Origin of the sequence: Pseudonocardia yunnanensis, assembly GCF_039534065.1 — a bacterium.
Lineage (GTDB): Bacteria > Actinomycetota > Actinomycetes > Mycobacteriales > Pseudonocardiaceae > Pseudonocardia > Pseudonocardia yunnanensis.
The window spans coordinates 228,108-254,069 of sequence record NZ_BAAAUS010000024.1 but is presented as its reverse complement, the minus strand read 5'-3'; the positions used below and the strand labels follow the sequence as shown (position 1 = coordinate 254,069).

At 71.5% G+C, this 25,962-nt stretch carries 25 protein-coding genes; 11 read left to right on the top strand and 14 right to left on the bottom strand.

Annotated features, from left to right (window positions below):
- Nucleotide 1: 1 nt before the first annotated feature.
- The 3 genes from ABD743_RS22835 to ABD743_RS22825 all read right to left on the bottom strand — a co-directional run bounded on the left by ABD743_RS22835 (nt 2) and on the right by ABD743_RS22825 (nt 2,786).
- On the bottom strand, nt 2-1,180 hold the full coding sequence (locus ABD743_RS22835) for an HRDC domain-containing protein (protein WP_379659457.1): 1,179 nt from the start codon (nt 1,178-1,180) through the stop codon (nt 2-4).
- A gap of 65 nt (nt 1,181-1,245) precedes the next feature.
- Nucleotides 1,246-1,899: a LuxR C-terminal-related transcriptional regulator gene (locus tag ABD743_RS22830; protein WP_075949948.1), complete on the bottom strand. Its 654-nt coding sequence runs from the start codon at nt 1,897-1,899 to the stop codon at nt 1,246-1,248.
- Between the two features lie 305 nt (nt 1,900-2,204).
- Nucleotides 2,205-2,786 (bottom strand): DUF3000 domain-containing protein, encoded by a 582-nt coding sequence (locus tag ABD743_RS22825; protein WP_344724184.1) that lies wholly within the window; start codon nt 2,784-2,786, stop codon nt 2,205-2,207.
- 117 nt (nt 2,787-2,903) lie between these two features.
- Between ABD743_RS22825 and hemE the strand changes: the two genes are divergently transcribed.
- The 3 genes from hemE (at nt 2,904) to hemQ (ending at nt 6,182) form a co-directional block, all read left to right on the top strand.
- Entirely contained in the window at nt 2,904-3,965 is a 1,062-nt protein-coding gene (gene hemE, locus ABD743_RS22820) for a uroporphyrinogen decarboxylase (protein WP_344724461.1), read from the top strand.
- Nucleotides 3,962-5,398 (top strand): protoporphyrinogen oxidase, encoded by a 1,437-nt coding sequence (gene hemG / locus ABD743_RS22815; protein ID WP_344724183.1) that lies wholly within the window; start codon nt 3,962-3,964, stop codon nt 5,396-5,398. The genes hemE and hemG overlap by 4 nt, the downstream gene beginning before the upstream one ends.
- A gap of 88 nt (nt 5,399-5,486) precedes the next feature.
- Nucleotides 5,487-6,182: a hydrogen peroxide-dependent heme synthase gene (gene hemQ / locus ABD743_RS22810; RefSeq protein ID WP_344724182.1), complete on the top strand. Its 696-nt coding sequence runs from the start codon at nt 5,487-5,489 to the stop codon at nt 6,180-6,182.
- 24 nt (nt 6,183-6,206) lie between these two features.
- Here the strand turns inward: hemQ and ABD743_RS22805 are convergent, their stop codons facing one another.
- The 3 genes from ABD743_RS22805 to ABD743_RS22795 all read right to left on the bottom strand — a co-directional run bounded on the left by ABD743_RS22805 (nt 6,207) and on the right by ABD743_RS22795 (nt 8,475).
- Nucleotides 6,207-7,583, bottom strand: coding sequence for a hypothetical protein (locus ABD743_RS22805; RefSeq protein ID WP_344724181.1), 1,377 nt, complete (start codon nt 7,581-7,583; stop codon nt 6,207-6,209).
- A 108-nt stretch (nt 7,584-7,691) separates the two neighbouring features.
- The gene (msrB, locus tag ABD743_RS22800; RefSeq protein WP_344724180.1) at nt 7,692-8,114 is read right to left on the bottom strand and encodes a peptide-methionine (R)-S-oxide reductase MsrB; all 423 of its coding nucleotides are present in this window, start codon (nt 8,112-8,114) and stop codon (nt 7,692-7,694) included.
- Nucleotides 8,115-8,169: 55 nt separating this feature from the next.
- A complete protein-coding gene (locus ABD743_RS22795) occupies nt 8,170-8,475 on the bottom strand; it encodes a hypothetical protein (RefSeq protein WP_344724179.1) in 306 nt (101 codons plus the stop codon).
- A gap of 31 nt (nt 8,476-8,506) precedes the next feature.
- Between ABD743_RS22795 and ligD the strand changes: the two genes are divergently transcribed.
- Nucleotides 8,507-9,550, top strand: a complete 1,044-nt coding sequence (gene ligD / locus ABD743_RS22790; protein ID WP_344724178.1) for a non-homologous end-joining DNA ligase — start codon at nt 8,507-8,509, stop codon at nt 9,548-9,550.
- Nucleotides 9,551-9,577: 27 nt separating this feature from the next.
- On the top strand, nt 9,578-9,871 hold the full coding sequence (locus tag ABD743_RS22785; RefSeq protein WP_344724177.1) for a hypothetical protein: 294 nt from the start codon (nt 9,578-9,580) through the stop codon (nt 9,869-9,871).
- A gap of 5 nt (nt 9,872-9,876) precedes the next feature.
- Here ABD743_RS22785 and ABD743_RS22780 read toward each other — a convergent pair whose 3' ends face one another.
- Together ABD743_RS22780 and ABD743_RS22775 are read right to left on the bottom strand one after the other, a co-directional pair.
- Entirely contained in the window at nt 9,877-11,022 is a 1,146-nt protein-coding gene (locus ABD743_RS22780; protein ID WP_344724176.1) for an RNA polymerase sigma factor, read from the bottom strand.
- A 26-nt stretch (nt 11,023-11,048) separates the two neighbouring features.
- On the bottom strand, nt 11,049-11,456 hold the full coding sequence (locus ABD743_RS22775) for a YciI family protein (RefSeq protein WP_344724460.1): 408 nt from the start codon (nt 11,454-11,456) through the stop codon (nt 11,049-11,051).
- Nucleotides 11,457-11,723: 267 nt separating this feature from the next.
- Here ABD743_RS22775 and ABD743_RS22770 point away from each other — a divergent pair, with 267 nt between their 5' ends.
- The 4 genes from ABD743_RS22770 to ABD743_RS22755 all read left to right on the top strand — a co-directional run bounded on the left by ABD743_RS22770 (nt 11,724) and on the right by ABD743_RS22755 (nt 16,247).
- Entirely contained in the window at nt 11,724-12,572 is an 849-nt protein-coding gene (locus tag ABD743_RS22770; protein WP_344724175.1) for an alpha/beta fold hydrolase, read from the top strand.
- A 231-nt stretch (nt 12,573-12,803) separates the two neighbouring features.
- Nucleotides 12,804-13,802, top strand: a complete 999-nt coding sequence (locus ABD743_RS22765; protein ID WP_344724174.1) for a DMT family transporter — start codon at nt 12,804-12,806, stop codon at nt 13,800-13,802.
- Nucleotides 13,803-13,989: 187 nt separating this feature from the next.
- Complete coding sequence (locus tag ABD743_RS22760; protein ID WP_344724173.1) at nt 13,990-15,324, top strand: MFS transporter; 1,335 nt, start codon at nt 13,990-13,992, stop codon at nt 15,322-15,324.
- A 128-nt stretch (nt 15,325-15,452) separates the two neighbouring features.
- Nucleotides 15,453-16,247: a hypothetical protein gene (locus tag ABD743_RS22755; RefSeq protein ID WP_344724172.1), complete on the top strand. Its 795-nt coding sequence runs from the start codon at nt 15,453-15,455 to the stop codon at nt 16,245-16,247.
- 16 nt (nt 16,248-16,263) lie between these two features.
- Here ABD743_RS22755 and ABD743_RS22750 read toward each other — a convergent pair whose 3' ends face one another.
- The 6 genes from ABD743_RS22750 to ABD743_RS22725 all read right to left on the bottom strand — a co-directional run bounded on the left by ABD743_RS22750 (nt 16,264) and on the right by ABD743_RS22725 (nt 22,919).
- The gene (locus tag ABD743_RS22750; protein ID WP_344724171.1) at nt 16,264-17,541 is read right to left on the bottom strand and encodes an MFS transporter; all 1,278 of its coding nucleotides are present in this window, start codon (nt 17,539-17,541) and stop codon (nt 16,264-16,266) included.
- Nucleotides 17,542-17,724: 183 nt separating this feature from the next.
- Nucleotides 17,725-19,137, bottom strand: coding sequence for an MmgE/PrpD family protein (locus tag ABD743_RS22745; protein WP_344724170.1), 1,413 nt, complete (start codon nt 19,135-19,137; stop codon nt 17,725-17,727).
- A complete protein-coding gene (locus ABD743_RS22740; RefSeq protein WP_344724169.1) occupies nt 19,134-19,982 on the bottom strand; it encodes a cyclase family protein in 849 nt (282 codons plus the stop codon). The genes ABD743_RS22745 and ABD743_RS22740 overlap by 4 nt, the downstream gene beginning before the upstream one ends.
- On the bottom strand, nt 19,979-20,860 hold the full coding sequence (locus tag ABD743_RS22735; protein ID WP_344724168.1) for an HpcH/HpaI aldolase/citrate lyase family protein: 882 nt from the start codon (nt 20,858-20,860) through the stop codon (nt 19,979-19,981). Before ABD743_RS22735 ends, ABD743_RS22740 begins: the two co-directional genes overlap by 4 nt.
- A complete protein-coding gene (locus ABD743_RS22730; RefSeq protein ID WP_344724459.1) occupies nt 20,857-22,065 on the bottom strand; it encodes a CaiB/BaiF CoA transferase family protein in 1,209 nt (402 codons plus the stop codon). The genes ABD743_RS22735 and ABD743_RS22730 overlap by 4 nt, the downstream gene beginning before the upstream one ends.
- Nucleotides 22,065-22,919 carry an IclR family transcriptional regulator gene (locus ABD743_RS22725; protein ID WP_344724167.1) on the bottom strand — a complete coding sequence of 285 codons (855 nt, stop codon included), beginning with the start codon at nt 22,917-22,919 and terminating at the stop codon, nt 22,065-22,067. The genes ABD743_RS22730 and ABD743_RS22725 overlap by 1 nt, the downstream gene beginning before the upstream one ends.
- A 167-nt stretch (nt 22,920-23,086) precedes the next feature.
- Between ABD743_RS22725 and ABD743_RS22720 the strand changes: the two genes are divergently transcribed.
- Complete coding sequence (locus ABD743_RS22720) at nt 23,087-24,442, top strand: FAD-dependent oxidoreductase (RefSeq protein WP_344724166.1); 1,356 nt, start codon at nt 23,087-23,089, stop codon at nt 24,440-24,442.
- A gap of 43 nt (nt 24,443-24,485) precedes the next feature.
- A complete protein-coding gene (locus ABD743_RS22715) occupies nt 24,486-25,946 on the top strand; it encodes a dihydroorotase (protein ID WP_344724165.1) in 1,461 nt (486 codons plus the stop codon).
- Nucleotides 25,947-25,962 lie beyond the last annotated feature (16 nt).

Below are 25,962 nucleotides of genomic sequence, written 5' to 3'. Positions count from 1 at the left end.
ATCAGCTATGGGCCTGGAGCGCGGGCTCCAGGAGCGGGGTGAGCAGCTCGACCTGCCACGGCCGGGCGCCGCCCGCCCGCAGGGCCGCGGCCACGTCCCCGTCGGCCGGTGGCGACCAGCACAGGCGGCGCAGGAGATCGGGCTGCAGCAGGTTCTCCACCGGCACGGACCGCTCCTGGCCGATGGCGGCGACCGCGGCGCGAGCGGCGGCGAGGCGGGCGGCCGCATCGGGATCGCGATCCGGCCAGCGACCTACCGGGGGCGGTCCGTCGGCGGGCGGGGCGACCTTGGGTAGCTCCGCGGGGTCGAGCGCCGCGGCCTGCCGGAGCGCGCCGAACCAGTAGCTCGTGAGGCGCCGCTGGGAGCGCCCGCGGAAGACCGGTAGCTCGGAGAGCTCGTTCGGGGACGCCGGCGCGGACGCAGCGGCCTCGATGATCGCCGAGTCGGGCAGGACACGGCCGGGTGCGATGTCGCGTTCCGCCGCCAGCCGATCACGCGCCTCCCACAGGGCCCGGACGATGGCGAGGGCGCGCGGCTTGCGCAGCTTGTGCAGGCCCGAGGTGCGCCGCCACGGTTCGGCACGGGGTGGGGGTGGGCCGGCCGTGCGTACGGCCTCGAACTCCTGCTTCGCCCACTCCAGCTTGCCCTGCTCGGCGAGCAGGCCTGCCAGCACGTCGCGCAGCTCGACCAACACCTCGACGTCGAGGGCCGCGTAGACGAGCCAGTCCTCGGGAAGCGGGCGGCGCGACCAGTCGGCAGCGCCGTGACCCTTCTCCAGGCTGAGGCCGAGCAGTTGCTCCACCAATGGCCCGAGGCCGACACGCGGAAGCCCGGCCAGCCGTCCGGCCAGCTCGGTGTCGAACAGCGCGGACGGGGTGAGGCCCGTCTCGGCGAGGCACGCCAGATCCTGGTTCGCGGCGTGCAGCACCCACTCCGCGCCGTCGAGAGCCGGTGCGAGCTCAGAAAGATCGCTCCGCATCGGAATCGGATCGATGAGGGCCGTACCCGCACCGGCTCTGCGCAGTTGTACGAGATAAGCGCGCTGCGAGTACCGGAAGCCCGACGCCCGCTCGGCGTCCACCGCGATGGGTCCGCTGCCCGCAGCGAAAGCCTCCGCGGTGCGCAGCAGCGCATCGCGGTGGCTGACGACCCCGGTGAGCCCGTCGCGGGGTGCCAGCAGCGGAACGGGTGGAGGAACGGGTGACGGAGCGTCCGGCTCTTGTGCTTGGTGCTGAGGTTCTGCGGTCAGCGGATGACCCCGGCACGCATAGCAAGAGCAACCATCTGGGCGCGGTCACCCGTGCCGAGCTTGCGCCCGATCCGGGAGAGGTGGCTCTTGACCGTGAGAGCCGACAGGCTCAGCGCCTCCCCGATCTCCTTGTTGGACTGCCCGTCGGCCACGAGCTGGAGCACCTCGACCTCGCGAGCGGAGAGCTCGCGCGGCGTGTTGTCGGTGCCCGGCACCCGCGTGCCTGTGGCGAGCAGAGGGGCCACCGTCGGATCGGCGTAGACACCTCCGTCAAGCACGCGCTTGACGCCGTCGGTGACGATCGCCGCCGACGCCGACTTCAGCAGGTACGCCTGCGCCCCTGCCTGGAACGCCGAGCGGACCGCGTACGGGTCGTCCGAGGACGCCAGCACGACGAGCCTGTTCCAGCCCAGCGAACGCAGTTCGGTGACGAGGTCGAGCCCGCTGCCGTCGGGCAGACCGAGATCGAGTATCGCCAGGTCGCACGGCCCATTGGCGTGGGCTCGCGCCCGCGCCTCGGCCACCGATGCGGCCTCGTACACCGTGCCTGCTCCCATGGAACGCAGCCGCGCGGCGATCGCCTCGCGTAGGAGCGGGTGGTCGTCGACCACCAGCACCGAGAACAGCTCTTCCCGCGGATGCGGGACCATCGCGGGCGACAGCACAGCACCTGGAGTGCCGCGAACTGGTGCGCCCTGGCCCACAACGGCCACGTCACTACCTCCCTGGAGTCGGTCGTTGCCCCCCGACCGGCACCAGAACCCCGGTCGGATGGAGCTGTCGCCCGACCGCCCGAGGAGGTGTCGTGGAGGAAGCGTAGCCCCCCAAGCGGTCTAACGTCGTGTGGTGGTTCGAAGTTCTCCGGGTGAAAGTTACAGCGTTGTCGATATCCATCCACCCACACGGGTGATGGGACTGATCACGTCCGGGGTGGAATGCGCAGGTCGCAGTGCATTCAGGGCGTTCGGTGACCGAGCGGAAGCACCCCGACCGGGGGCAGACCGGCCGCCGAGGCCACGAGACCGCAGAATGCCTCTGCGTGACGGGACAGATCCGGTGCGGTAGGTGTCCACGAGGCGCGCAGCTCCACGTCGTCGTCGCGGCGCGGACCTGCGATGTCGCCGAAGCGTACCGAGGACGTCTGGGTGACTGTGCCGCCGAGGGCAACGTACTCCGCGCCGCAATGGTCGAGGGCCTCTGTGAGCCATGACCATCCGACGACGGGCAGCATTTCGTCGCCGAGCTGTTCCGGATCGAGGCGGGCCTGCACGAAACACACGAGCCGGAACGTTCCCTCCCACGCCTCCTGGCCGGCGGGATCGTGCAACAGGATCAGCCGGCCGGAAGTGTCGGGCTCGTCGAGGTCCTCGCCCGGGCTGCGGCAGGCGTCCGCCTCCACGCTGAACGCCCACGTGTACGGGGCCAGTCGGGGTGGCGCCTCCAGGGCCGAGACGACCAGTTCGGGCCTCGGCCGGACGGCGCGCAGGGAGGCGACCGCCTGCAGGAACTCTGGTGGTTGCGCGGTCGCGTCGGGCACGAGCGATCACTTTAGGTCGCTCTCCGTGTTCGGGCGCCGAGGCGCGCCGCGCGATCGCACGCCCGAAGGTGCACGGACGGGTGATCAACTTCAGGTCCGTGCGACCATGAGGTCATGATGCTCGACTCCGCGCGTGTGGCCCGGCGCGACCTGCGTTCCGCGCCGTTGCTCGCCGCGGCGCGTGGCGAGGTCCCCGCGCATGTCCCGGTCTGGTTCATGCGGCAGGCGGGGCGTTCGCTACCCGAGTACCGCGCGCTGCGCGCCGGCGCCGGCATCGGCATGCTGCAGGCCTGCCTGACGCCGGATCTGGCGTGCGAGATCACGCTCCAGCCGGTGCGCCGCCACGGTGTCGACGCGGCGGTCCTCTACAGCGACATCGTCGTACCGCTCTACATCGCGGGCGTCGGGGTGGACATCGTGCCGGGCACGGGGCCGGTGGTCGCCGAGCCGATCCGCACGATGGCCGACGTCGAGCGCATCCCGCGGCTGCACGCCGAGCAGGTCGCCCCGGTGGCCGACGCGATCGGCCTGCTGCTGCGCGAGTTGGGGGACACCCCGCTCATCGGCTTCGCGGGCGCCCCGTTCACTCTCGCGTCGTACCTCGTGGAGGGCGGCCCCAGCCGCAACCACGAACGGACGAAGGCGCTCATGCGGTCCGCCCCTGAGGTCTGGCACGCGCTGATGGGTCGGCTCGCCGAGATCGCCGGGGTGTTCCTGCGGGCCCAGATCGACGCCGGCGTCGACGCCGTCCAGCTGTTCGACTCGTGGGCCGGGGCGCTCTCGGAGCGCGACTACCGGGCCTACGCCCAGCCGCACTCGGCCAAGGTGCTCACCGGGCTCGCCGACACCGGTGTGCCGCGGATCCACTTCGGTGTGGGCACGGGCGAGATGCTCGGCGCCATGGCGGAGGCGGGCGCCGACGTCGTGGGCGTCGACTGGCGCATCCCGCTCGACGAGGCCGCGCGCCGGGTCGGTGGCGCCCATGCCGTGCAGGGCAACCTCGACCCCGCCGTGCTCTTCGCCGACTGGGCGTCCATCGAGGCCGAGACCCGCCGGATCGTCGACGAGGGCCACCGGGCGCCGGGCCACATCTTCAACCTCGGCCACGGGGTGCTGCCCAGCACCGATCCGGACGTCCTCACCCGGCTCGCCGACCTGGTGCACGGCCTGCAGCCGTGACGAACGGCACGACCTCGTCCGGCGCCCCGCGGATCGCGGTGGTGGGGGCGGGCGTCTCCGGGCTCGCCGCGGCGCACCGGCTGCGCACGCGGCTCGGCCCCGGCGCGACGATCACGGTGCTCGAGCAGCGCGACCGCACCGGCGGTGTGCTGCACACCGTGGACCTCGCCGGCGTGCCCTACGACGTCGGCGCCGAGGCGTACCTGGCCCGGCGCCCCGAGATGGCGGTGCTGCTCGCCGAGCTGAGTCTCAGCGGCGAGCAGGTGCATCCCACCGCGGCGAAGGCGTCCCTGCGGGCCGACGGGCACAGCTCGGCGCTGCCCGCCGCCACCCTGCTCGGCGTGCCCACGAGCGCCGCGCGGCTCGACGGCCTGCTCTCCGCGGCCGGGCTGGCCGCGGTCGCCGCGGAGCCCGGCCTGCCGCTGGGCTGGGAGCGCGGGGGCGACGTCGCGCTGGGCGGGTTGCTACGGGAGCGGTTCGGCGACGAGCTCGCCGACCGCCTCGCCGACCCGTTGCTGGGTGGGGTCTACTCGGGCCGGGTCGACGCGCTCGGCCTGCGCGCCACCATCCCCGCTCTCGCCGCCGCCCTCGACGACGGCGCCCCGTCGCTGACGGCGGCGGCCGACGCGGCCACCCCGGCTCCGCCACCCGCTCTCCGGGACGCCGCTCCTGCCCCCGTCTTCGGTGCCCTCTCCGGTGGCTACCGGGTGCTCCTCGACGCCCTCGTAGCCGCGGCGGACGCCCACCTGCGGCTCGGCACCACGGTCCGGGAGCTGCGTCCCCACGACACCGGCTGGCGTCTCACGCTGGGGCCCACCACGGCCCCGGAGGTGCTCGACGTGGACGCCGTGGTGCTGGCGATCCCGGCGCCCGCCGCGGCCCGGCTGCTGTCCGAGGCGGCGCCGTCCGCCGCCCAGGCCGCGGCGGAGATCGAGCTGGCCTCCTCGGTCGTCGTCGCGCTGGCCTATCTCGGCGAGGACGCGGCAGGCCTGCCGCCCACCTCGGGTGCCCTGATCGCCACCGGGGAACCGCTGTCGGCGAAGGCCTTCACGCACTCGACGAACAAGTGGTCCCACCTGTCGCCCGACGGCCTGGTCCGGCTGCGCGCGTCTCTCGGCCGGTTCGGCGAGGCCGCCACCCTGCAGGTCGACGACGCCGAGCTCGTCCGCCGGGTCCGGGCCGACCTCGCCGCACTCACCGGGATCACCGCCGAACCTGTCGCCGTCCACGTCCAGCGCTGGGGCGGGGGCCTGCCGCAGTACGGGGTGGGCCACCTCGACCGCGTGCGGGCGATCGAGCACGGGCTCCCCGCGGGGCTCGCCGTGGCGGGGTCGGCCCTGCACGGCGTGGGGGTCCCGGCGTGCATCGGCACGGGCCGAGCGGCCGCCGAACGCCTCGTCGAGCACCTGACGGCGCATCCCGCGCCGGCGTGACCGCATTCCACGCGAACGGCCCGCTCGGCCGGTTCCAGCGATCGAGAGTGCCGACCGTGCGGTCCCTGCGCAGTGGCAGGATGGGGGCATGGCTCGTCTCGACTACGCCGATCTGAACGCCACCATCCGCTACACCATGTGGTCCGTGTTCCGAGTGGAACCGGGGAAGCTCGGCGAGGACCGCACCGAGACGGCCACACAGTTCACGGAGTTCCTCGACGCGCTGGCCGACAAGGGCGTGGCCGTCCGCGGCGTGTACGACCTTGCGGGGATGCGCGCCGACGCGGATTTCATGATCTGGTGGCACGCCGAGAACGTCGAGGCGTTGCAGGCCGCGTACGCCGACCTCCGCCGCACCACCACGCTCGGCCGCGTCCTCGCCCCGGTCTGGAGCCAGGTGGCGCTGCACCGCCCCGCGGAGTTCAACAAGAGCCACCTGCCCGCGTTCATCGCGGGGGAGGAGGCCAAGCGCTACGTCTGCGTCTACCCGTTCGTGCGGTCGCTGGACTGGTACCTCCTGCCCGACGACGAGCGCCGCCAGATGCTCGCCGACCACGGCATGCAGGCCCGCAGCTACCCCGACGTGCGCGCCAACACCGTGCCGGCGTTCGCGCTCGGCGACTACGAGTGGATCCTCGCCTTCGAGGCCGACCAGCTCGACCGGATCGTCGACCTCATGCGGCACCTGCGGGCCACGGAGGCCCGCAGGCACGTCCGCCAGGAGGTGCCCTTCTTCACCGGGCCGCGGGTGCAGCCGAGCGAACTCGTCGTCACCTTCCCCTGACCGTCCGGTGCCCCTGACCCTGGCTCAGGGGCAGGGCGCGAACAGCGGGCGCGTGTTGTCCTCCCCGGGGCTGCCGCTCGCGGAGTAGGCGGCCGCATCGGTGAAGCGGCAGCCGAAGTCCGGGTCGGCCACGGTCTCGGGGTCCGTCACGTCGTCGCCCTCGGGTCGCGTGCCGTCCTCCACCCATGCCACGAGGTCGTCCCATGCCTGGCCGGCCTCGGCGGGGGAGAACTCGCAGTGGCCGGTGGCGCGGATCGCCCGCTGCACGAGGAGCTCGTCGCGGCCGGCCTGCTGCACCTCCGCCGCGTAGACCTGCTCCATGGAGAACGGCACGAACATGTCGCCGAGGTCGTGCAACGACAGCACGGGCGCATCCGGCTTGCCCAACACCTGCGCGACGGGGGTGAGCCCGCGGGACTCCCGCGTGCGCTCGTCGGCCACATCGACGCGCTGCACGTCCGCGTCGAGGTCGACCGGCTCGTCCGGGGCGTAGTCGGTGCCGACGTTGCCCGCCACGACCCCGGGATCGACGGCCACGCCATCGACGGGCGTCGGTGACGCGTCGGGCACGGCGAGGCCGAACAGGAAGTCCTTCCAATAGGCGAACGAGGCGTCGGCGCCGGGTCGTGGGCCGCCGGAGTCGAGCACGGTGGCCGCCCGCAGCTGCTGGGCAGCCGGGGTATCGACGGCCGGGTCGCCCTCGGCGAGCCCGAGACCGCCGTAGATCCGCGGGAGCACCGCCGTGGCGAAGTCGGGACCGGCCGGGTACGCGGGCACGTCGGCCAGGGCACCGGCGGTCAACTGGTAGTCGAGGAAGTAGTCGAAGAGCTCGTGGTCGCCGAGCACGCCGCACATCGGCAGCGCACCCGCGTAGGTGTTCGGGTGCTCCTCCAGCGCCCGGGCCACCACGTGCCCACCCATCGAGACGCCCGCGAGGTAGGTCCGCTCCGGCGCCCTCACGAGCTCGGTGAACTCCGTCGCCAGCGCCGCGGTGGACTGGACGCCGGAGGCGACGTCGTAACCGTTGCGGTCATAGGACGACGCCGCCCACGCGTAGCCCTGTGAGATGAACCGCTCCCGCAGCCCGTACGGCGGCGCGTCGACCGTGAGGTCCGCCCCGTTGCCGCGGAAGCCGTGGGCCCACAGGACGAGGTCGCCGTTCCACTGCGGCGGGACCTCGGCGGCATACCCCGCGTGCTCGTTGATCCCGACGAAGAGCGTGGTCTCGCCCCCATCGACGGGCAGCGGGTCGAGCTCGGGCAGCACGATCATGTAGCCCGGTCGCGGCCTGCTCCCGTCCAGGCCGTCGTCCGGCGGGTCCGCCGCCGCGACAGCCGGCGTCCATGCCGTCAATCCGATCACGCCGGCCAGCAGGATGTGCAGCGGACGGGAACGCGGCATGGAGGACCTCCGGCGCGGCGACTGGGGTGTGGATCACACTCCTACCGGTCGCGCCAGCCGGACAAAAGGGCCGAGCGGAGGAGATCGCCAGGAGGGTTCAGCGCGCTCCTAGGCGTCGGGCTCCAGACGCAGCGAGATCGAGTTGATGCAGTAGCGAAGGTCGGTGGGTGTTCCGTAGCCCTCGCCCTCGAAGACGTGCCCGAGGTGGCTGTGGCAGTTGGCGCACAGCACCTCGACGCGCTTCATTCCCAGGCTCGTGTCGACGCGTTCGATCACGGCTTCGCCCGCGAGCGGGGTGAAGAAGGACGGCCATCCGCAATGCGACTCGAACTTGGTGTCGGAGCGGAACAGCTCGGCACCGCACGCCCGGCAGGAGTAGACGCCGGCGGTCTTGGTGTCGGTGTACTCACCGGTGAACGCCCGCTCCGTGCCGGCCTTGCGCAGGACCTGGTACTCGGCGGGGGTGAGCTGCTCGCGCCACTCGGCGTCGCTCTTGACGACCTTCGGCGGCTGATCGGTCTGGGGATCCATGCTCTCCAGACTATGTCGGGATGCGCCCTTCGTGCCGCCGAGCGGGGTCCTGCCGCTACAGCCAGGTGACCAGCACGAACACCAGGGCTTCCCAGATGATGTAGGCCGCCACGGCGAGAAGCAGCATGACCACCAGCACGGCCGCCCAGCGTCGGCCGCCCTCCGCCCGGTTGGCCGAGTCGGCGAAGTTGCTGACGCCCGCGATGTAGCCCTCCACCGTGTACGCGGGGGCGTGCTGCTGCATGCGGTCGAGGTGCGCGGCGAAGGCCTGGGCCTCGGGGTCGTCGGGGTCGAGGCCGATCAGCTCGTCGTCGAACTGCCGTGACCTGGTTGTGCGTTTCGGGTCGTGGAGTTCGCGCATCGGTCGAGGGTAGCCGGTAGCGTGCGCCACCGTGGCGAGCAAGAGCGCGGTGGTGCTCACCGTCCCCGGGCCGCACGGCCCCCGTGAAGTGCGTCTGACCAGCGCCGATCGGCTGTACTTCCCGGAGCGCGGGATCACCAAGGGCGAGGTGGTCGAGTACTACCGCGCCGTGGCGGAGCCGCTGCTCGGGGTGCTGCGCGATCGGCCGACCAACCTCAAGCGCTATCCCGACGGGGTAGACGGCGAGCCGTTCTACTCGAAACGGCTGCCGAAAGGCGCCCCCGACTACGTCGAGACCGCGCGGGTGACGTTTCCGAGCGGCCGCACCGCCGAGTCACTGTGCCCCACGGAGCAGGCCGTGCTGGTGTGGGCGGCGAACATGGGCACGTTCGACTTCCACCCGTGGCCCGTGCGCCGCGCCGACACCGACCGTCCGGACGAGCTGCGCATCGACCTCGACCCCCAGCCGGGCACCGACTTCGACGACGCGAAGGCGGTGGCGGTCGTGCTGCGCGAGGTGCTCGACGAGGCCGGTCTGGTGGGCTGGCCCAAGACCTCGGGCGGCCGGGGCATCCACGTGTTCTCCCGGATCCGGCCCGAGTGGGACTTCATCGCGGTCCGGCACGCGGTGATCGCGATCGCGCGCCGGGTGGCCGAGCGGCTGCCGGCGAAGGCCACCGTCGACTGGTGGAAGGAAGAGCGCGGCGAGCGCGTCTTCCTCGACTACAACCAGGCCGCGCGCGACCGCACGGTCGCCTCCGCATGGTCGGTTCGCGGGCGGCCGCGGGCCACCGTGTCGATGCCGGTCACCTGGGACACGCTTCCCGACATCGAGCCGGAGGACTTCGACGTCAGGACGGTGCCGGGACTGTTCGCGGAACGCGGCGACCCGCACGCGGGCATGGACGACGCGATCGGCGGCCTCGAGACCGTGCTCGACTGGTATGCCGCCGACGAGCGCGACCGCGGGCTCGGCGACCTGCCCTACCCGCCCGAGTATCCCAAGATGCCTGGCGAGCCGATGCGGGTGCAGCCGAGCCGCGCCCGCCGCGTGACCAGCGAGGACGCTGGCTGAGCGGCCCCGATCGACGGGAGGACCACGATGGACGACCAGGTCGCCGCGCTGGCCGCGATTCTGCGCGGGGCCGGTGAGACCCATCACCAGGTGTACCGCCTCGTCGACGGTGAGGACTCCGACTGGGCCTCCTGGTACGCCGACTGGTTGATCAGACTGTCGAGGCTGCCGGAGGTCCTCGGTGTCACGCCGGTCCCCAGTGAGCTGGTCTACGTGCTCGTCGGCTCCGGCAAGGAACACACCGCCCAGCATCCGAACACGCCGTGGGATGTGTTCTACGCGGAGCGGATCATCACGCACTTCCGCCCCGCCGCCGAGTAACGGACTCACCCGCGCAGGGCTTGGGTGATCCGCGCTGCCTGCAGGGTGAGGTGGTGACGTTCGGCCAGGTTGGGGGCGGACCGGGCGGCGTCGGCATACAGCCGTGCCGCGGTCTCGAGGTCACCCGCCTTCTCGTGGAGGTATGCCGAGGCGGCGGTGTGGCGAGGCAGGCCGGGGTCCACCCTGGCCAAGGCTGCGAGGCCGGCCGCGGAGCCGTCGGCCTCGCCGATCGCGACGGCCCGGTTGAGCTCCACGACCGGGCTCCCGGTGAGCCGGAGCAACTCGTCGTACCAGCCGACGATCTGCACCCAGTCGGTCTCTTCGGCGCGCGGCGCGTCGGCGTGCAGGGCGGCGATGGCGGCCTGGGCCTGGAACTCACCGAGTCGGTCGCGACCCAGCGCTTTCTGCAGGACTGCAACGCCCTCGGCGATGAGCGAGGTGTCCCAACGGGAGCGGTCCTGCTCGGCCAGCGGGACCAGGCTGCCGTCGCGCCTGGTCCGCGCCGGTCGCCGAGCGTGGTGCAGCAGCATCAACGCCAGCAGCCCCGCGGTCTCCTCGTCATCGGTCAACGACGCCAACTGCCGGGTGAGCCGGATCGCCTCCACCGCCAGGTCGACGTCCCCGGTGTAACCCTCGTTGAAGACCAGGTAGAGCACCCGTAGCACCGTCGCCAGGTCGCCCGGCTCGTCGAACCGCACGTCGCCGACCGTGCGCTTGGCCCGGCTGATCCGCTGCGCCATCGTCGCCTCCGGCACGAGATACGCCTGGGCGATCTGCCGGGTGGTCAAGCCACCGACGGCCCGCAGCGTGAGGGCCACAGCGGACGCCGGGGTCAGCGACGGATGGGCGCAGAGGAAGAAGAGCTGCAACGTGTCGTCCGCGGTCTCCGCCGGTCCGGGCGGCGGCTCGGCCTCGACCCGCTGCTCCCGGTCGCGACGCGAGACCTCGGAGCGGCGGGCGTCGAGGAACTTGCGCCAGGCGACCGTGACCAGCCAGCCCTTCGGGTCGGCAGGTTGCCGGCCCGGCCAGGTCAGCGCGGCCTGGATGAGTGCTTCCTGCACGGCGTCCTCGGCCGTCGCGAAATCGACTCCGCGATGCACGAGGACGCCGATCACCGCGGGAGTCAGCTCCCTCAGCAGCAGTTCGTCCATCAGCCGATCTTCCCTGGCCGGTCTGGTTACTCGGTGACCGTGGGCGCTGCGCCCAGGAACGGGCGCAGCTCGAGCCATTCGTGGATCGGCTTGCCGCCTGCTCCGGGGGCTGCCGACAGCTCGCCGGCGAGCGCGAGCGCGCGCTCGTAGGTGTCGACGTCGATCACCATCCAGCCGGCGATGAGGTCCTTGGTCTCCGCGAAGGGCCCGTCGGTGACCGGCGGCCGACCCTCCCCGTCGTACCGGACGAACGTGCCCTTGGGGGAGAGCGCCTGGCTGTCGACGTACTCACCGGTGCTCTCGAGCCGGGCGGCGAAGTCGTTCATGTACTGCACGTGGTCGTGGACCTCCTGCGGGGTCCACTGGTCCATCGGAACGGGGTTCACGGCCTCGGGGGCGCCGCGGTAGTGCTTGAGTAGCAGGTACTTCGCCATGCTGGTCTCCTCGGTGCGGTGCGGCCACGGTGGCTGCATCTGGCCCTGGGACGGAGCCGCCACGCCGGTCTCGACATCCTCGCCACAACTTCTTCGAGAATCTTCTGACGCAGCACGCTCCGAGCAGCACCTGAGCATCGCGGACGTCCTCGGAGGTCCGTGACCCGACGCACACGTCCTGGTCCCCGGGACCGGCATAAGAACCGGTCCCGGGGTGCTTACACGAGTAAGTTCGTCGCCGACGAACCGAGAAGTGGAGGAGATCGGATGTCACCGAACGATGAGAAGCGCGCGACCGTGGACGTCGACGGCGCGCCGGCAAGCTATTTGACCGCAGGCGACGGCCCGGTCGTCCTGATGCTGCACGGCACGTACTGGAGCCGAGTCTTTCTCCCGATCCTGGACGATCTCGCTGCTGCGGGTCTCCGGCCTGTCGCCGTGGACCTGCCCGGGTTCGGTCGCTCCGGGGGAGAGCTCACGATGCGGACCGCGACCATCCCCGAGCTTTCCGCCTGGGTGATGCGCTTCGCCCGCGCGCTCGGTGTCGACGGGCCTGTGTCGATCGTCGGGCACGACATCGGTGGCGCGATCGCGCAGCACCTGCTCGCCGCGGGCTCCGTCAACGCTTTCGCGCTGGTCAACGGCGTGACCTACGATTCGTGGCCGCAGCCCAGGATCGCCCGGTTCAGCGATCCGGCCCTGGTCGCCGCAACGTCGGCGCGCGACCTGGTCGAGATCCGGCGTGGGGCGGTCGTCGATGCGCTGGCCGGCGCGGCGACCGATGCGCTGGTGGAGGAGTACCTCGAGCCGCTCGCCGTGGAGCGTGTTGCGCGGTCCTGGATGGCCTTCGCCGCTGCGGCGGACAAGCGCTACACCCTCGATCTGATGCCGTCGCTGCGCGCATCCGCCACTCCGAAGCTGCTGGTCTGGGGTCAGGACGATCCCTTCCAGCAGGTTCACAACGCCGAGCGGTTCGCCGCCGAGGTGCCGAACACGACGCTCGTGCGTGTTGCGAACGCCGGCCACATCCCGACGGAGAACGATCCCAGGGCAGTGGGCGCCCCGCTGGCCGACTTCTTTGCGAAGCACGCCGCGAGCAAGCCGAACAAGGGCTGACCTTTCGTCCCACGATCCCGGCGTATCGACGCGCCGTGGCGGATCGATGTCCCGCTCGCCGTTTCCGGCAAGACCGTTCGACGGGTGCTGGGCCTGGCGTCGATTCCGCAAACTCGCGTTCCACGAATCCTCGCTGCTGACTCCTGCCCGCGTCCGTGGGTGGCAACGGATTCGTGCATTCGCAGAATGAAACAGAATTCCCCGCCATTCGTTCCGGATCGGATTCAGGACATGCGAATACTGCCCGCCTCCACAGGTGCTCGTGCAGGCTCTGCCGACGTCTCCGCCGGGCACCGGGAGTGTGCCTCCGATGTGCGCGACAGCGCGGCCGGTCGGCTGCTCGCGAAGGTGAAGGCCCTTCTGCTTGCCGCGCTTCCCGGCGCTCTGTTCATCGCGATCTGGTCGAGCGGCTATCTGGTCGGGAAGATCGGCATGCGCGAGATGTCGCCTCTCACGCTGTTGTGGTGGCGATTCCTGGTGGCCGCGGTGGTGATGGGCGCCGTCGCCATCGCGACCCGTGCCCCATGGCCGCGCAGGCCGATGGCATGGATCCATCTGACCGTCACGGGATTCGTGTTGCATGCCGTTCAGTTCGGCGGCATCTACATCGGTTTGGGCCTCGGGGTGTCCGCGGGTCTCGCGTCATTGATCGCCAGCGCGGGCCCGCTGGTGATCGCGGCGATCGCCGTCCCCGCGTTCGGCGAGCTGCTGCGAAAGCGGCAATGGGCCGGATTGGTGCTCGGCCTGCTCGGAGTTGCGGCCGCGGTCGGTTCCGAACTCGGCGGCGGTGTTTCCGTGGCGGGGCTCTTCGCCTTGCTCGTATCGCTGGCGGCATTCGCCGGGGGCACGTTGTACCAGAAGCGATTCGGTGCGGTGATGGATCTCCGGAGCGGCCTGACGGTGCAACTGCTCGTGGCCACGGCCGCGATCACACCGCTCGCCCTCGGCCATGGCGGCCTGTCCATACCGGTCACGTTTGCCGCGATCTGGCCCATCGTGTGGGCAAGTCTCGTGAGCTCCATCGGCGGGCTCGTCCTGCTCTTCGTCCTGCTGCGGCGCAGGGGCGGCGGGGCGGCCACGAGCTACCTCTTCCTGGTTCCGCCCGTGACCGCGCTGGCCGCCATCCCGTTGCTGGGCCAACCGCTGGAGGCGGGAGCGATGATCGGAACGGTGTTGGCCGCCATCGGCGTCGCGCTGGTCACCAGGTCGGAGCAGACGCCCGCCGACTGACGGAAGGCCCACCGCGCTCGTCGAGGGCGACCGGCACCCGGCAGGGGGTAGGGCGTGGCGTCCCGGCACCTCCGTTCTCGACCTTGACATCTCCTCCCGCAGGGGACGAATCTGAGAAGCGTCTTCTAGAGCCGCATTCCAGTGTGGCTTGGCGTGACATTCGGGTCTTTGCGACAAGGAGGTCGCCGTGAGCCCTTCGTACGTACGCCAACTCGACGAGTACCCCACAGGCAGTCGCAGGCTGCGCATCCTGGCGATGGCCGTGCTGGCCAGTCTCATCTGCTCCTACGAAGCGGTGATCGCCCCGGTCGTGCCGCTCCTGCTCGAGGACCTGCACATGAGCCTGGGGACGTACGGGGCGATCTCGGCCGCCGCGGCCGTGGCGGGTGCGGTGGCCGGGATGATCGGCGGCAGACTCACCGACAAGGTCGGACGCGTACGGCTGCTGGTCCCGCTCATGATGCTCACCTCCCTGTGCTGTTTCGGAATGGTGCTGGTCCAGACGCCGACCGAACTGCTCGTGGCCCGGGTGGTGCTGGCGTTCATCGACGGTGTGGCGGTGGCCAGCACCGCTCCGCTCGTTCGTGACTTCTCCCCTCGCATGGGCCGTGCGCAGGCCTTCGGGTTCTGGACGTGGGGACCGGTGGGGGCGAACTTCCTGGCAGCGGCGATCGCCGGGGCCACCCTGACACTGTTCAACGGCGCGTGGGAGTCCCAGTTCGTGATCATGGGTGCGATCTCGCTCGTGGTCTCGGTGGTGATCGCGCTGAACATCGCCGAGCTCTCTCCCGCGTTGCGGGCCAAGATCGTGCAGACCGAGCGGTCGGTCCGCAGCGCCGTGGACGAGACGCGACCCCCGCAGATGCGTGACCTGCTCGTGCACCGCACGATCTGGGCTCACGTCATCGGCATCGCGTTCTGGCTGGTGCTGTACCTGACGCTCACGCTCTACGGGCAGACGATGCTCGTGCAGACCTTCGACATGAGCACCGCTCAGGCGTCCTCGGTGATGACGGTGTTCTGGATCCTGGACCTGGTGATCGTCGTCGCCGCCGGGCGCCTGTCGGACCGGTGGCAACTGCGTCGCCCCTTCGAGCTCGGTGGCACCATCGCCGGGCTGGTCGTCCTGCTGGTGCTGGTGTGGCTGATCGGGCGCGACACCGTTTCCATTCCTGCACTCATGGTCACCGGACTCTTCCTCGGTGGGCTGCTCGGTGCCGCCTACTCGCCCTGGATGGCGAACTTCTCGGAGGACGCCGAGAACATCGATCCGCGGTTGCAGGGCACGGCCTGGGGCCTGTTCTCCTTCCTCGTGAAGGGCATGGCCGTGGTGGTGCTCCTCGTGGCGCCACAGGTGGTCGCGGCCACGAACTGGCAGGTGTGGATGGGGATCACCGCCGGCTGCATGGTCGTTTTCGGGGTGGCCATCTGCTTCTTCGGAGGTCCGTGGCGGCGCACCGCGCCGAATGCGGTGGCACCGGCGTCGGTCCCGGCCGCCGCGAGCGACTCCACCACGACGTAGATCGACGGGTGGGCGATCGGCGCCGTTCTGACCGTGCGTGACACGCCGGACACGCACAGTTGTAACGGCGCCGACTGCCGTCGCCGATAGCTCCATGGGTCGGGGGACCATCGAGAGTTGGAGCTCGGATGTCTCACTACCTCGTGCCGCCCAGCCATGCCCGGCAGTCGTCCGAGTCGACACAACCCATGTACTCGGCACCGCCCTACCCGGTCCGGCCGGTGCTGGTTGCGCCGAAGGTGAAGCGGAAGAAGTGGCCGTGGAGCGTCGCTGCCGTCGCCGTGCTGCTCATCATCGTGATCAACACGAGCGCGGGACCGGACGCACCGGCCATGGTCCTCGGCGAACACGTCCCGGCATCGGTGAAAGCTGTGCCGGCCGACACGATCGATCTGGCCCCGGGCCCGCCCGCCGCACCGATCTCCTATGGAGGACAGGGCGACGAGGTGCTGAACCTCGAGAAGCCGGTCGGCGTGGCCGTCCTCGATTTCGAATGCCTCCAATGCTCCGGCAACACGGCGCTGAAGACGGACGGCAGAGAGGCTCTTCTGGTCAACGAGATCGGTGGCTATTCGGGGCGCCACCTCATCGACGTCTCCGACACGGCGCGGACGTCCATGCTGACGATCACCGCGAACGGATCGTGGAAGGTGACTGTGACGCCGGGCTTGTCGGCTGTCCGGATCACCGACGGTGCCAGGGTCAGCGGGACGGGCGACGACGTGGTCGCCATCAATGCCGCCACGACACGGGCGCTGATCAAGAACCGCGGAGAGTCGAACTTCGCCGTGTGGATCGTGGGCGGGGACACGACCGAACTCGCCGTGAACGAGATCGGCTCCTACGAAGGCACGGTGCCGTTGCGCGCCCCGGCCGTCGCGATCGTGACGTCGTCCGGCGACTGGTCGATCGCCCCCTTCTGACCGGCGGGCCGCTCGGTCACGCCGAGGTGGCCCGCACGGTGTCGGACGGCGCGACGCGGCGTTCCCGGGGACCGAACAGCATGAGCAGTGCGCCGGCGGCGGCCAGCACGCTCATGAGAACGAAGCCGCTGGTGAACGTGCCGGTGCCGGAGACGATCAGGCCCATGATGATCGGCGCCAGGATCCCGGACAGGGCGAACGAGGCGTCGGTGAACCCGGCCGCGCTGGCCGGCTGGGCGGGCTCGGCGTCGATCGAGGCGACCCACCAGATCCCGCCGGTGATGAACCCGAACCCGACGCCGAGCGAGATGAACACCAGCGCGACGGTGAGGGTGGGGTGGAGGAAGACGGGGATCAGCGAGCAGGCCGACAGCAGCAGTGCGACGCCCATGATCGTGAAGCGGCTGCGGATGCTCTGCGTGCGGGCGTAGAACCGGTCGACGACGAACCCGCCGACCAGCGCGCCGACCACGCCGGCGGCCCACGGGGCCACCGAGAAGGCGCCGACTTCCTTGATGCTCAGTCCGTAGGACGAGAGGTACTGCGGCAGCCAGTAGAGGAAGCCCCAGAACATGAAGCCCCAGGCGAAGTAGCCGGCGGCGACGATCCACAGGTTGCGGTTGGTGAGCAGCGCCCTCCAGTCGACGCGGCCGCGGCTCGCCGACTCCTCCGCCACCCGCCCTGCGGCGATATGAGCCAACTCGCGCCCGTTGACGCGGCGGGACTCCTCGGGGGTGTTGGTGAGCAGGCCGATCGCGGCGATCGCCCAGGCGATCCCGAGCACGGCCATCAGCCAGAACGTGCCACGCCAGTCGATCAGGGCGATCAATTGGGTGAGCAGCGGCCCGGCGATCAGCAGGCTGCCGGAGACCGCGACCCCGCCGATGAGCGCCAGGGCGAACCCTCGCTCCACCGACGGCAGCCAGCGACTGACGATCCGGGTAGCGGCAGGAAAGGCGGGTGCCTCGCCTGCGCCGAGGAGGATCCGCAGGAGCAGCAGTCCGGCGAACCCTCCGGCCACCGGGATGAGCGCCACGGAGATCGAGAAGATGGTGATCGCCACCAGGAGCACGCGGCGCGGGCCGAAGCGGTCGACGAGCGGGCCGGACAAGAAGGCGAACACCATGTAGCCGACCGAGAAGGCGCTGCTGATGACGCCGTACTGGGCCGTGGTGATTCCGAACTCCTGCTCCAGCGGAGCGACGGCGAAGGAGATCGCGCTGCGGTCGATGTAGTTGATGATGATCAGCGCGACGACCAGAACGATCGTCGCCCAGCGAAAACGGGTCCTCATTGGCGGCGTACCTCGCTGTGCTGCGACTGGAACGGGCTCACATCGAATTCGTTCCGCTGGTCGGAACGCTTTCCGTTTGTTCGGTCGAGCCTGGCATCCGGTGCCATTCCGGGTCAATGCGTTGAGCCCGCAATTGTGGGTGTCTACCAGGTCGTTACAACCGTTCCGCTAAGAGGAACGCAATTAAGACGCCTGGCGAAGAAGCTCTGTGACGCCTGCGACGTCGCGTCCGTCCCGAAGATCCCAGACGGCCTGTGCGAGCTGCCGGGCGGCCTCGGGGCTCACCGACCGTTCGGCGTTGCCGGTGAACTTCACCGACAGCTCGGCGTCCGACAGCGGCCGCTGCGGGCCTCCGCGGTTGGCCCGCACCCGTTCGGTGACGGTGCGGCCGTCGGCCAGCTCGGCGGTGAGCACCGCGGGGAACTGGCGCGGGAAGATCGCGGTGGACTCCGCGTCGGCCTCGCACCGCACCAGCGCCGCGAGCGCCAGCCGGGCGGGGTCGGCAGCGGCCGCGTCGGTGAAGTCCTCGTGGAAGAGCCCGAGGCCGCCGCCGCCCAGCAGGGCCGCCGCGACGGTGTACGGACCGCTGAAGGCGGCGTGGTAGCCCGAGCGGGGCCGCGCCTTCTCCTCCGGAGGCTCGGCGATGGTGCGCAGCACGGGAGCGGGGACGCCGAGCGTCAGGCGCCGCACCGACTCCGCCGTCACTCCCGACGCCCGCAGCGCCAGCGCCGCGTCGATGCCGGCATGGGTGAAGTGGTTGCACGGATAGGGCTTGAAGAAGATCCCTGGTGTCTCCCACTGCTCGCCGAGCCCGTCGGTGACCCGCTCGACATGCGCCCGGTCGCCGCAGAACGCCTGCAGGAACCCGAAACGGCCCTCCAACACGGTCGGTGGTCCGGTGAGCCCGTGGCGCGCGAGGTCGGCAGCGGCCACACCGGCGTGCGCTGCCCACCCGCAGTGCACGCGCTTGATCGTGCCGCCGGTGCGGTTGGCCTCGATGATGCCCGCGCCCATGCTGGCCGCGATGCCGATCACCGAGGTGATCGTGTCGGCGTCGAGCCGGCGCAGCATCCCGGCCGCCACGGCGGCCCCGATCGCCCCACAGATCGCGGTGGCGTGCTGGCCGTGCTCGAAGAACACCGAGTTGCCCAGCTCCTCGTCGTAGCCCGCCATCCCGAGGCGGCAGGTCACCTCGATGCCGACGGCTGCGGCGTCGAGCATCGCCGTGCCGGACGCCCCCACCTGCTCGGCGACGGCCAGCGCGGCGGGCAGCACCGCGGAGGACGGGTGCAGCACCGAGGGCAGGTGGGTGTCGTCGAAGTCCAGGCTGTGCGCGAGGGTGCCGTTGACGAGCGCGGCCGACGGGGCGGGCAGCCGGTCGCGCGACCCGACGGCGGTGGCGACGCCCGTGCCGCCCCACTCGCGCACGACGGCGTCGACGATCCGCGCGGGCTCCTCGCCCCGTGCGGCGAGGCAGTTGCCGAGCACGTCGACCGTGCGGGCGGCGAGATCGTCACGCAGGAAGGCAGGAAGGCCGTCGCGGACAACCCGCTCGGCGAGCATCCCCACCTGCTGTGCCGGGGTTGGATTCTTCATACCCCCACCACCGCAACCGGACGCACCGGCGACCCGGTGCCCCCGACGATCCGCAGCGGGGCCAGCACGAACAGGAACTCGGTGAGCCCCTGGCGGGAGGCCTCCTCCATGTCCAGGTGCTCGATGATGTGGATGCCGTTCTCCACCAGCAGGATCCGGTGCACGGGCAGCACGCGGTGGCCCGTTCCCGGCGGGATGCGCTCGTAGGCCGTGGTGTCGGCGCCGGTCGCGATCACGCCGCGCTCGACCAGCCAGCGCGCACCGTCCTCGCTGACCCCCGGCACGCCGCTGTCGTGGCCGATGTAGGCCACGGGGTCGGCGAAGTGCCGGGCCCAGCCGGTGCGCACCAGAGCGACGTCACCCCGGCCGGGTTCGGCGCCGGCCCGCTCCGCGGCCGTCGCGAGGTCGTCGGCGGTGATTCCGTGCCCACCCTCGAGCACCTCGACACCACGCGCGGCCGCGACGTCGAGCAGCACGCCTCGCGTGATCATCGCCGGAATGCGCTCGGCGCCGTGCTCGGCGTGCCTGCCGCCGCGCTGCCCCGCCTCGGCGTCCACGCCGCCGTGCAGGCACCCGTCCTGGCTGACGTGTGAGAGCGCGTCGACGTGGGTGCCGACGTGACCCCCGGTGATGATGAGCTCGTTGGAGGCGGACCCGCCGTCGGGACGCACGGTGTCGCCGTGGCGGCGGATCAACGTCATCCGGAACCCGGGATGGTTCGGCGACGTCGACATGCCGGTGACGAGCGGATGGCTGAGCTCGACGGTCCGCACGCCGCGGGCGATCGCGGCGAGCAGGGCGGCCGTGGTGGGGTCGGTGGCGCCTGTGGTTCGGGCGGTCGTCATGAGCGTTCCCTCCCGGCCGCCGTCGTGGCGGCCGGATCGTCGAGTCCGGGTGCGAGGTCGAGCAGCCAGCGCGCGCCCGCGACCACCGCGGGGTCGACGAACCGGCCGCGTTCGTCCACGAATGCGCTCTCCCCGTTCTCCGCGGCGGTCTGCAGCGAGTCGAGCAGCGCACGTGCCGAGTCGATCTCGGCCGGCGCCGGGGTGAACGCCCGGTGTACGGGTTCGAGCTGGGTCGGGTGGATCACCGAGCGGCCGAAGAAGCCGTCGTCGCGCGCGGCGATGCTGTCGGCGGCGAGGCCGTCGAGGTCGGCGAGGTCGGTCCAGACCGCGGCGACCGGGCTGGGGAGGCCGGCGGCCCTGTTGGCCACGACCACCCGCTGGCGGGCCCACCGCAGCGCTGTGGGGTTGCGGACGTGCAGGTCGGCGGCAAGGTCGGCCTCACCGAGCGACACACCGGCGACCAGCGGGTGGCACCGGGCCAGCAGGAACGCGTTCTCGACACCCAGCGCCGACTCCAGTAGCAGGTGCACCGGCACGGCGAGCCGGTCGGCGAGCTCCGCGGCCGCGGCGACGTCGGCCGCCTTGGGCACGCGCACCCCGTCGGGGCGGGCGCTCGCCAGTGCGTCGATGTCGGCGTGTGCCCACGGGCTGTCGAGGGTGTTCATCCGCACCCACACCGGCACGGACCGGGGCGCCTCCAGGGCCGCGACGGCCGCGTCGCGCGCGGTGTCCTTGGCCTGCGGCGGTACCGCGTCCTCGAGGTCGAGCACCACCGCGTCGGCGGCGCCGGCCAGCGCCTTGGCCACGAGATCGGTGCGGTGGGCCGGGACGTAGAGCCAGCTGCGGGCCCGGCCGAGCGCGGTGACCGGCGCCGTCACACCGCACCCGCTGCGCGCAGCTGCTCCAGCCGCGCCTCGTCCACGCCGTAGCGGGCGAGCACCTCGGCGGTGTGCCGGCCCAGCGGCGGGCCCGACGTCCGGACCCGGCCCGGGGTCTCCGACAGGCGGAACGGCACGTTCTGGAACCGGATCGGGCCCAGCTCGTCGTCCTCGATCCGGACGATGCTGCCGAGCGCCCGGAACTGCGGGTCCTCCAGCACGTCGGCCGCGGTGTAGATCGGGGCGACCGCGGCCTGCGCCTTCTCGAACTCCTCGATCACCTCGTCGCGGTTGCGCCTGCCGATCCACTCGCCCACCGCGTCGTCGAGCTCGTCGGCGTGCTCGGCGCGCTGCCGGCCGGAGGCGAACCACGGCTGCGCGGCCAGGTCGGGACGCCCGACCAGGTGGAGCACCCGCTCGGCGATCGACTGCGCGCTGGTGGAGACCGCGACCCACTGACCGTCGGCGCAGCGGTAGGTGTTGCGCGGCGCGTTGTTGCCCGAGCGGTTGCCGGTGCGCTGCTGCAGCACGCCGAGCTGGTCGTACCCGATGATCTGCGGGCCGAGGAGCGTGAGCAGCGGCTCGATGATCGCCATGTCGAGCACCTGGCCGCGGCCGGTGGTGTCGCGGGCGCGCAGCGCGGTCATGATGCCGAACGCCGTGGTCAGCGCGGCGACACCGTCGGCGAGCCCGAACGGCGGCAGCGTCGGCGGCCCGTCCGGCTCACCGGTGATCGCGGCGAAGCCGCTCATCGCCTCGGCCAGCGTGCCGAAGCCGGGCCGGTTCGAGTACGGCCCGAACTGGCCGAAACCGGTGACCCGCGCGAGCACCAGTCGCGGGTTGAGCTCGCTGAGCACGTCCCAGCCGATGCCCCAGCGCTCCAGCGTGCCCGGCCGGAAGTTCTCGATCACGACATCGGCGTCGGCGGCGAGCGATCGGAACAGCTCCTGGCCCTCCGAGGTGGAGAGGTTGAGGGTGACCGACTTCTTGTTGCGGCCGAGCATCTTCCACCAGAGGCCGACGCCGTCGCGTTGCACGCCATGGGTGCGCGACGGGTCGCCGCCGCGCGGGTGCTCGATCTTGATCACGTCGGCGCCGTGGTCACCGAGCAAGGTGGCGGCCAGCGGCCCGGCGAAGAGTGTGGCGACGTCGAGGACCCGCAGGCCTGCGAGAGCGTCGCCGGTGACTGTGTCCGGCGTGGTGATCACGTCCTTCCCGTGGCGACCGCGGCTGCGGTCGCATTCGTGCCGGTGCCGGAACGCATGTGGGCACCGGGAGTGGCGCCGAGGCGCCTCGAGATGTGTTCGGCCACCGCGACGACGCGCGGGGCGATCAGCCCGACGAGCTCCTCGCCCATCCGGTAGCGCGGGCCGCACACCGAGATCGCGCCGACCACCTCGTCCGACAGCCCGAAGACCGGGGCCGCGACCGACGCCGCGTCGCCCTGCCGCTCGCCTGCGGAGGTGGCGAAGCCGCGCTCCCTGACCAGGGCGAGCTCGGCGGCGAGCACGTCCGGATCGACGATCGTGGCCGGGGTGAGCTTCTCCAGTGGAGCGTCCAGGACACCGGCGATCACCGCGGCCTCGGCGAAGGCGAGCATGCATTTGCCGGTGCTGCCGGCGTGCAGCGGGAACCGGCGCCCCAGCTCCACCGACATCGTGATCTCGTGGGTGCCGGTCACCTGGTCGAGGTAGACGCGGCCGTGCGGCACGGGAGTGCTGAGGGTGGCGGTCTCGCCGAACTCGTCGCGGAGCTGCCGCAACAGGACGAGCGCTGCGGAGCGCAGGTCGGAGTCGCGCAGCGCCCTGGCGCCGAGCGCGGCGGCGGCCGGTCCGAGCCGGTACTCCCTCGTGGCCGGGTCGAGCACCACGAGCTCCCGGCCTGCCAGCGACTGCAGGATCCGGTGCACCACGGCCTTGCTCAGGCCGAGCTCGCGGGCGATCCGCGAGACGCCGAGCGCCGACGGGCCCTCGGTGAACATCAACAGAACGTCTGCGACCCGCGCCGTGCTCTCGGTGCCGCCGCTCGGCTCCCCGGTCGTCGCCCCGGTAGTCACCATTGTCCCCGCCTGTCCGAACGTACCGCCTGACGGAACAAGCCTGAAGGTGTCGCTCTCGGCTGTCAAGGAGCGCTGTCGCAGGCCTTGCCCTTCTTCGACCCGAGATGTAGAGATGAGAGGCACTAACGACCGGCAGGTCGTTCCGGTAAGCGGAACGAAGGGGGCGCATGGACGTCGATCTCGTGGTCGCCGGAGCGGGCGGTGGACTCGCCGGCGCACTCCGGACGGCGCAGCTCGGCATGGACGTGCTCGTGGTCGAGGCCGACGAGCACCACCTGCGTGGCAACAACACGTCGATGTCCACGGCGATGATCCCGGGAGCCGGGTCGCGCTTTCAGCGTGCCGCCGGCATCGAGGACTCCCCGGAGGGGTTCCTCGGCGACATCGCCGCCAAGACCGGCGGGCAGGCCGATCCCCGGGTCGCAACCGCCCTCGCCACGGTCAGCGCACAGCTCGTGGAGTGGCTCGCCGACCACGTCGGGATGCCGATCGAGCTGGCCGGTGACGTGGACTATCCCGGGCACAGCGCGCGGCGGATGCACACCCTGCCGGGACGGCACGGGTCGGTGCTGCTCCAGTGCCTGACCGACGCCGTGCGGGCGCACGACCGCATCGACCTGCTCGCTCCGGCCCGGCTCGTCGGCGTGGGCGCAGACGGTGCGGGAAGCCGGAGCGCCGTCGTCGAGTACCCCGACGGGCGGCGCGAGGAGATCAGCGCGCGGGCCGTGCTGCTCGCCACCAACGGCTTCGGCGCCGACCGCGAGCTCGTCCGCACCCACCTTCCCGAGATCGCCGGGGTCGACTACCACGGCAGCGAACAGTCACGCGGAGACGCGCTGCGGATCGGCGAGTCGCTCGGCGCGGCCACCGGCTGCCTGGACGCCTACCAGGGCCACGCCGCGGTCTCCGCCGCCGCGCGCACCCTCGTCACCTGGACGACGGTCATGCAGGGCGGGCTCGTGGTCGACGGGGAGGGCCGCCGTTTCGGCGACGAGACCGTCGGCTACTCCGAGTACGCAGCGCTGCTGGCCGCGCAGCCCGGCGGGTACGGCTGGATCGTGCTCGACGAGCGAATCAACGAGCTCTGCCGCAGCTTCACCGACTTCCGCGACGTCGTCGACAGCGGCGCCGTGCGTACCGCTGACACCCTCGGCGAGCTCGCGGAGCGCACGGGGATGTCCGCCCCGATCCTGGCCGCCGAGGTCGCCGCGATGGCGGCGGTGGCCAAGGGAGAGGCGAGCGACCCGCACGGCCGCACGCACGTGGCGGCCCCGCTCGCCCCGCCGTACCAGGCGATCGAGGTCGTCCCCGCGCTCTTCCACACCCAGGGCGGCCTGCTGGTCGACGAACACGGCCGGGTGCTCGACACCGCGGGCGCGCCGCTGGCAGGCCTGTACGCGTCCGGCGGCGCGGCGGTCGGCATGTCCGGCCACGGAGCCGCCGGTTACCTGGCCGGCAACGGGCTCCTGCCTGCGCTCGGCTTCGCCTATCTCGCGGCCGATCACCTGGCCACCACCGCATGACCAGCGACAACCCGACCCGTACACCACCCTCGAGAGGTGACCGATGACCGACCTCATCATCCGTGACGTCAGGGTGGTCCGTCCCGGCGTCGAGGACGTCGACACCGCCGACATCGCGGTGGCCGACGGGCGCATCACGCAGGTGGCTCCGCGCATCGAGCCCGAGCCCGGCACCACCGTGCACGACGGCCGTGGCCGCCTCGCGTTCCCCGGCGTCGTCGACGCCCACCAGCACTGGGGCATCTACAACCCGCTCGCCGACGACACGGCCTCCGAGAGCAGGGCCTGCGCGCAGGGCGGCGTCACCACGTCGCTCACCTACATGCGCACCGGCCAGTACTACCTGAACCGGGGCGGGAGCTACGCGGAGGTCTTTCCCGAGGTGCTCGCCGCGGCGCAGGGCCGCTCCTATGTGGACTACGGCTTCCACCTCGCGCCGATGCAGGCATCCCACATCGACGAGATCCCCGCGCTGGTGGCCGAGCACGGCGTGACGTCGTTCAAGATCTTCATGTTCTACGGCAGCCACGGGCTGCACGGCCGCTCGTCGGACCAGAACGCGTTCCTGATGATCCCCGAGGGGGAGCGCTACGACCTCGCGCACTTCGAGTTCGTGATGCGCGGCGTGCAGGCAGCGCGCGAGGCGCACCCGGATCTCGCCGAACAGATCTCCCTGTCGCTGCACTGCGAGACCGCCGAGATCATGACCGCCTACACGCGGATGGTCGAGCAGGCCGGTGAGCTGTCCGGGCTGGAGGCCTACAGCGCGTCGCGCCCGCCGCACTCCGAGGGCCTCGCCGTCACCATCGCGTCCTATCTCGCCCACGAGACCGGGCTGCCCACGATCAACCTGCTGCACCTGTCGTCGGCGAAGGCGATGGAGGCGGCGATGCTGATGGCCCGCACGTTCCCGCACGTGGACTTCCGCAGGGAGGTGACGATCGGGCACCTGCTCGCCGACGTCACCACCGCCGACGGGATCGGCGGCAAGGTGAACCCGCCGCTGCGCCCGCGCGCCGACGTGGAGGCGCTGTGGGAGCACCTGCTCGCCGGGAACGTCAGCTGGGTGGTGTCCGACCACGCCTGCTGCAAGGAGGAGACCAAGTTCGGCGAGGACCCCTCCGACGTGTTCGCGGCCAAGTCCGGCTTCGGCGGCACCGAGTACCTGCTGCCCGGACTGGTGGGGGAGGGTCGCAAGCGGGGCCTGTCCCTGTCGCGGATCGCGGAGCTGACGGCCGCGACCCCGGCGCGCCGCTTCGGGCTGCCCACCAAGGGCGACATCGCCCCTGGCTTCGACGCCGACATCGCACTCGTCGACCCGGACACGTCCTTCGTCGTGGATCCGGCCGACTCGGAGTCGACGCAGCAGTACACCCCGTTCCGCGGCATGGAGATCGGCGCCACGGTCACCTCGACGTTCCTGCGCGGCGAGCTCGTGTTCCAGGACGGAAAGATCATCGGCGCTCCGGGCGGCCGCTACCTGAACAGATCCCGGAAGGCCTGACCGAAGAGGGCCTCGC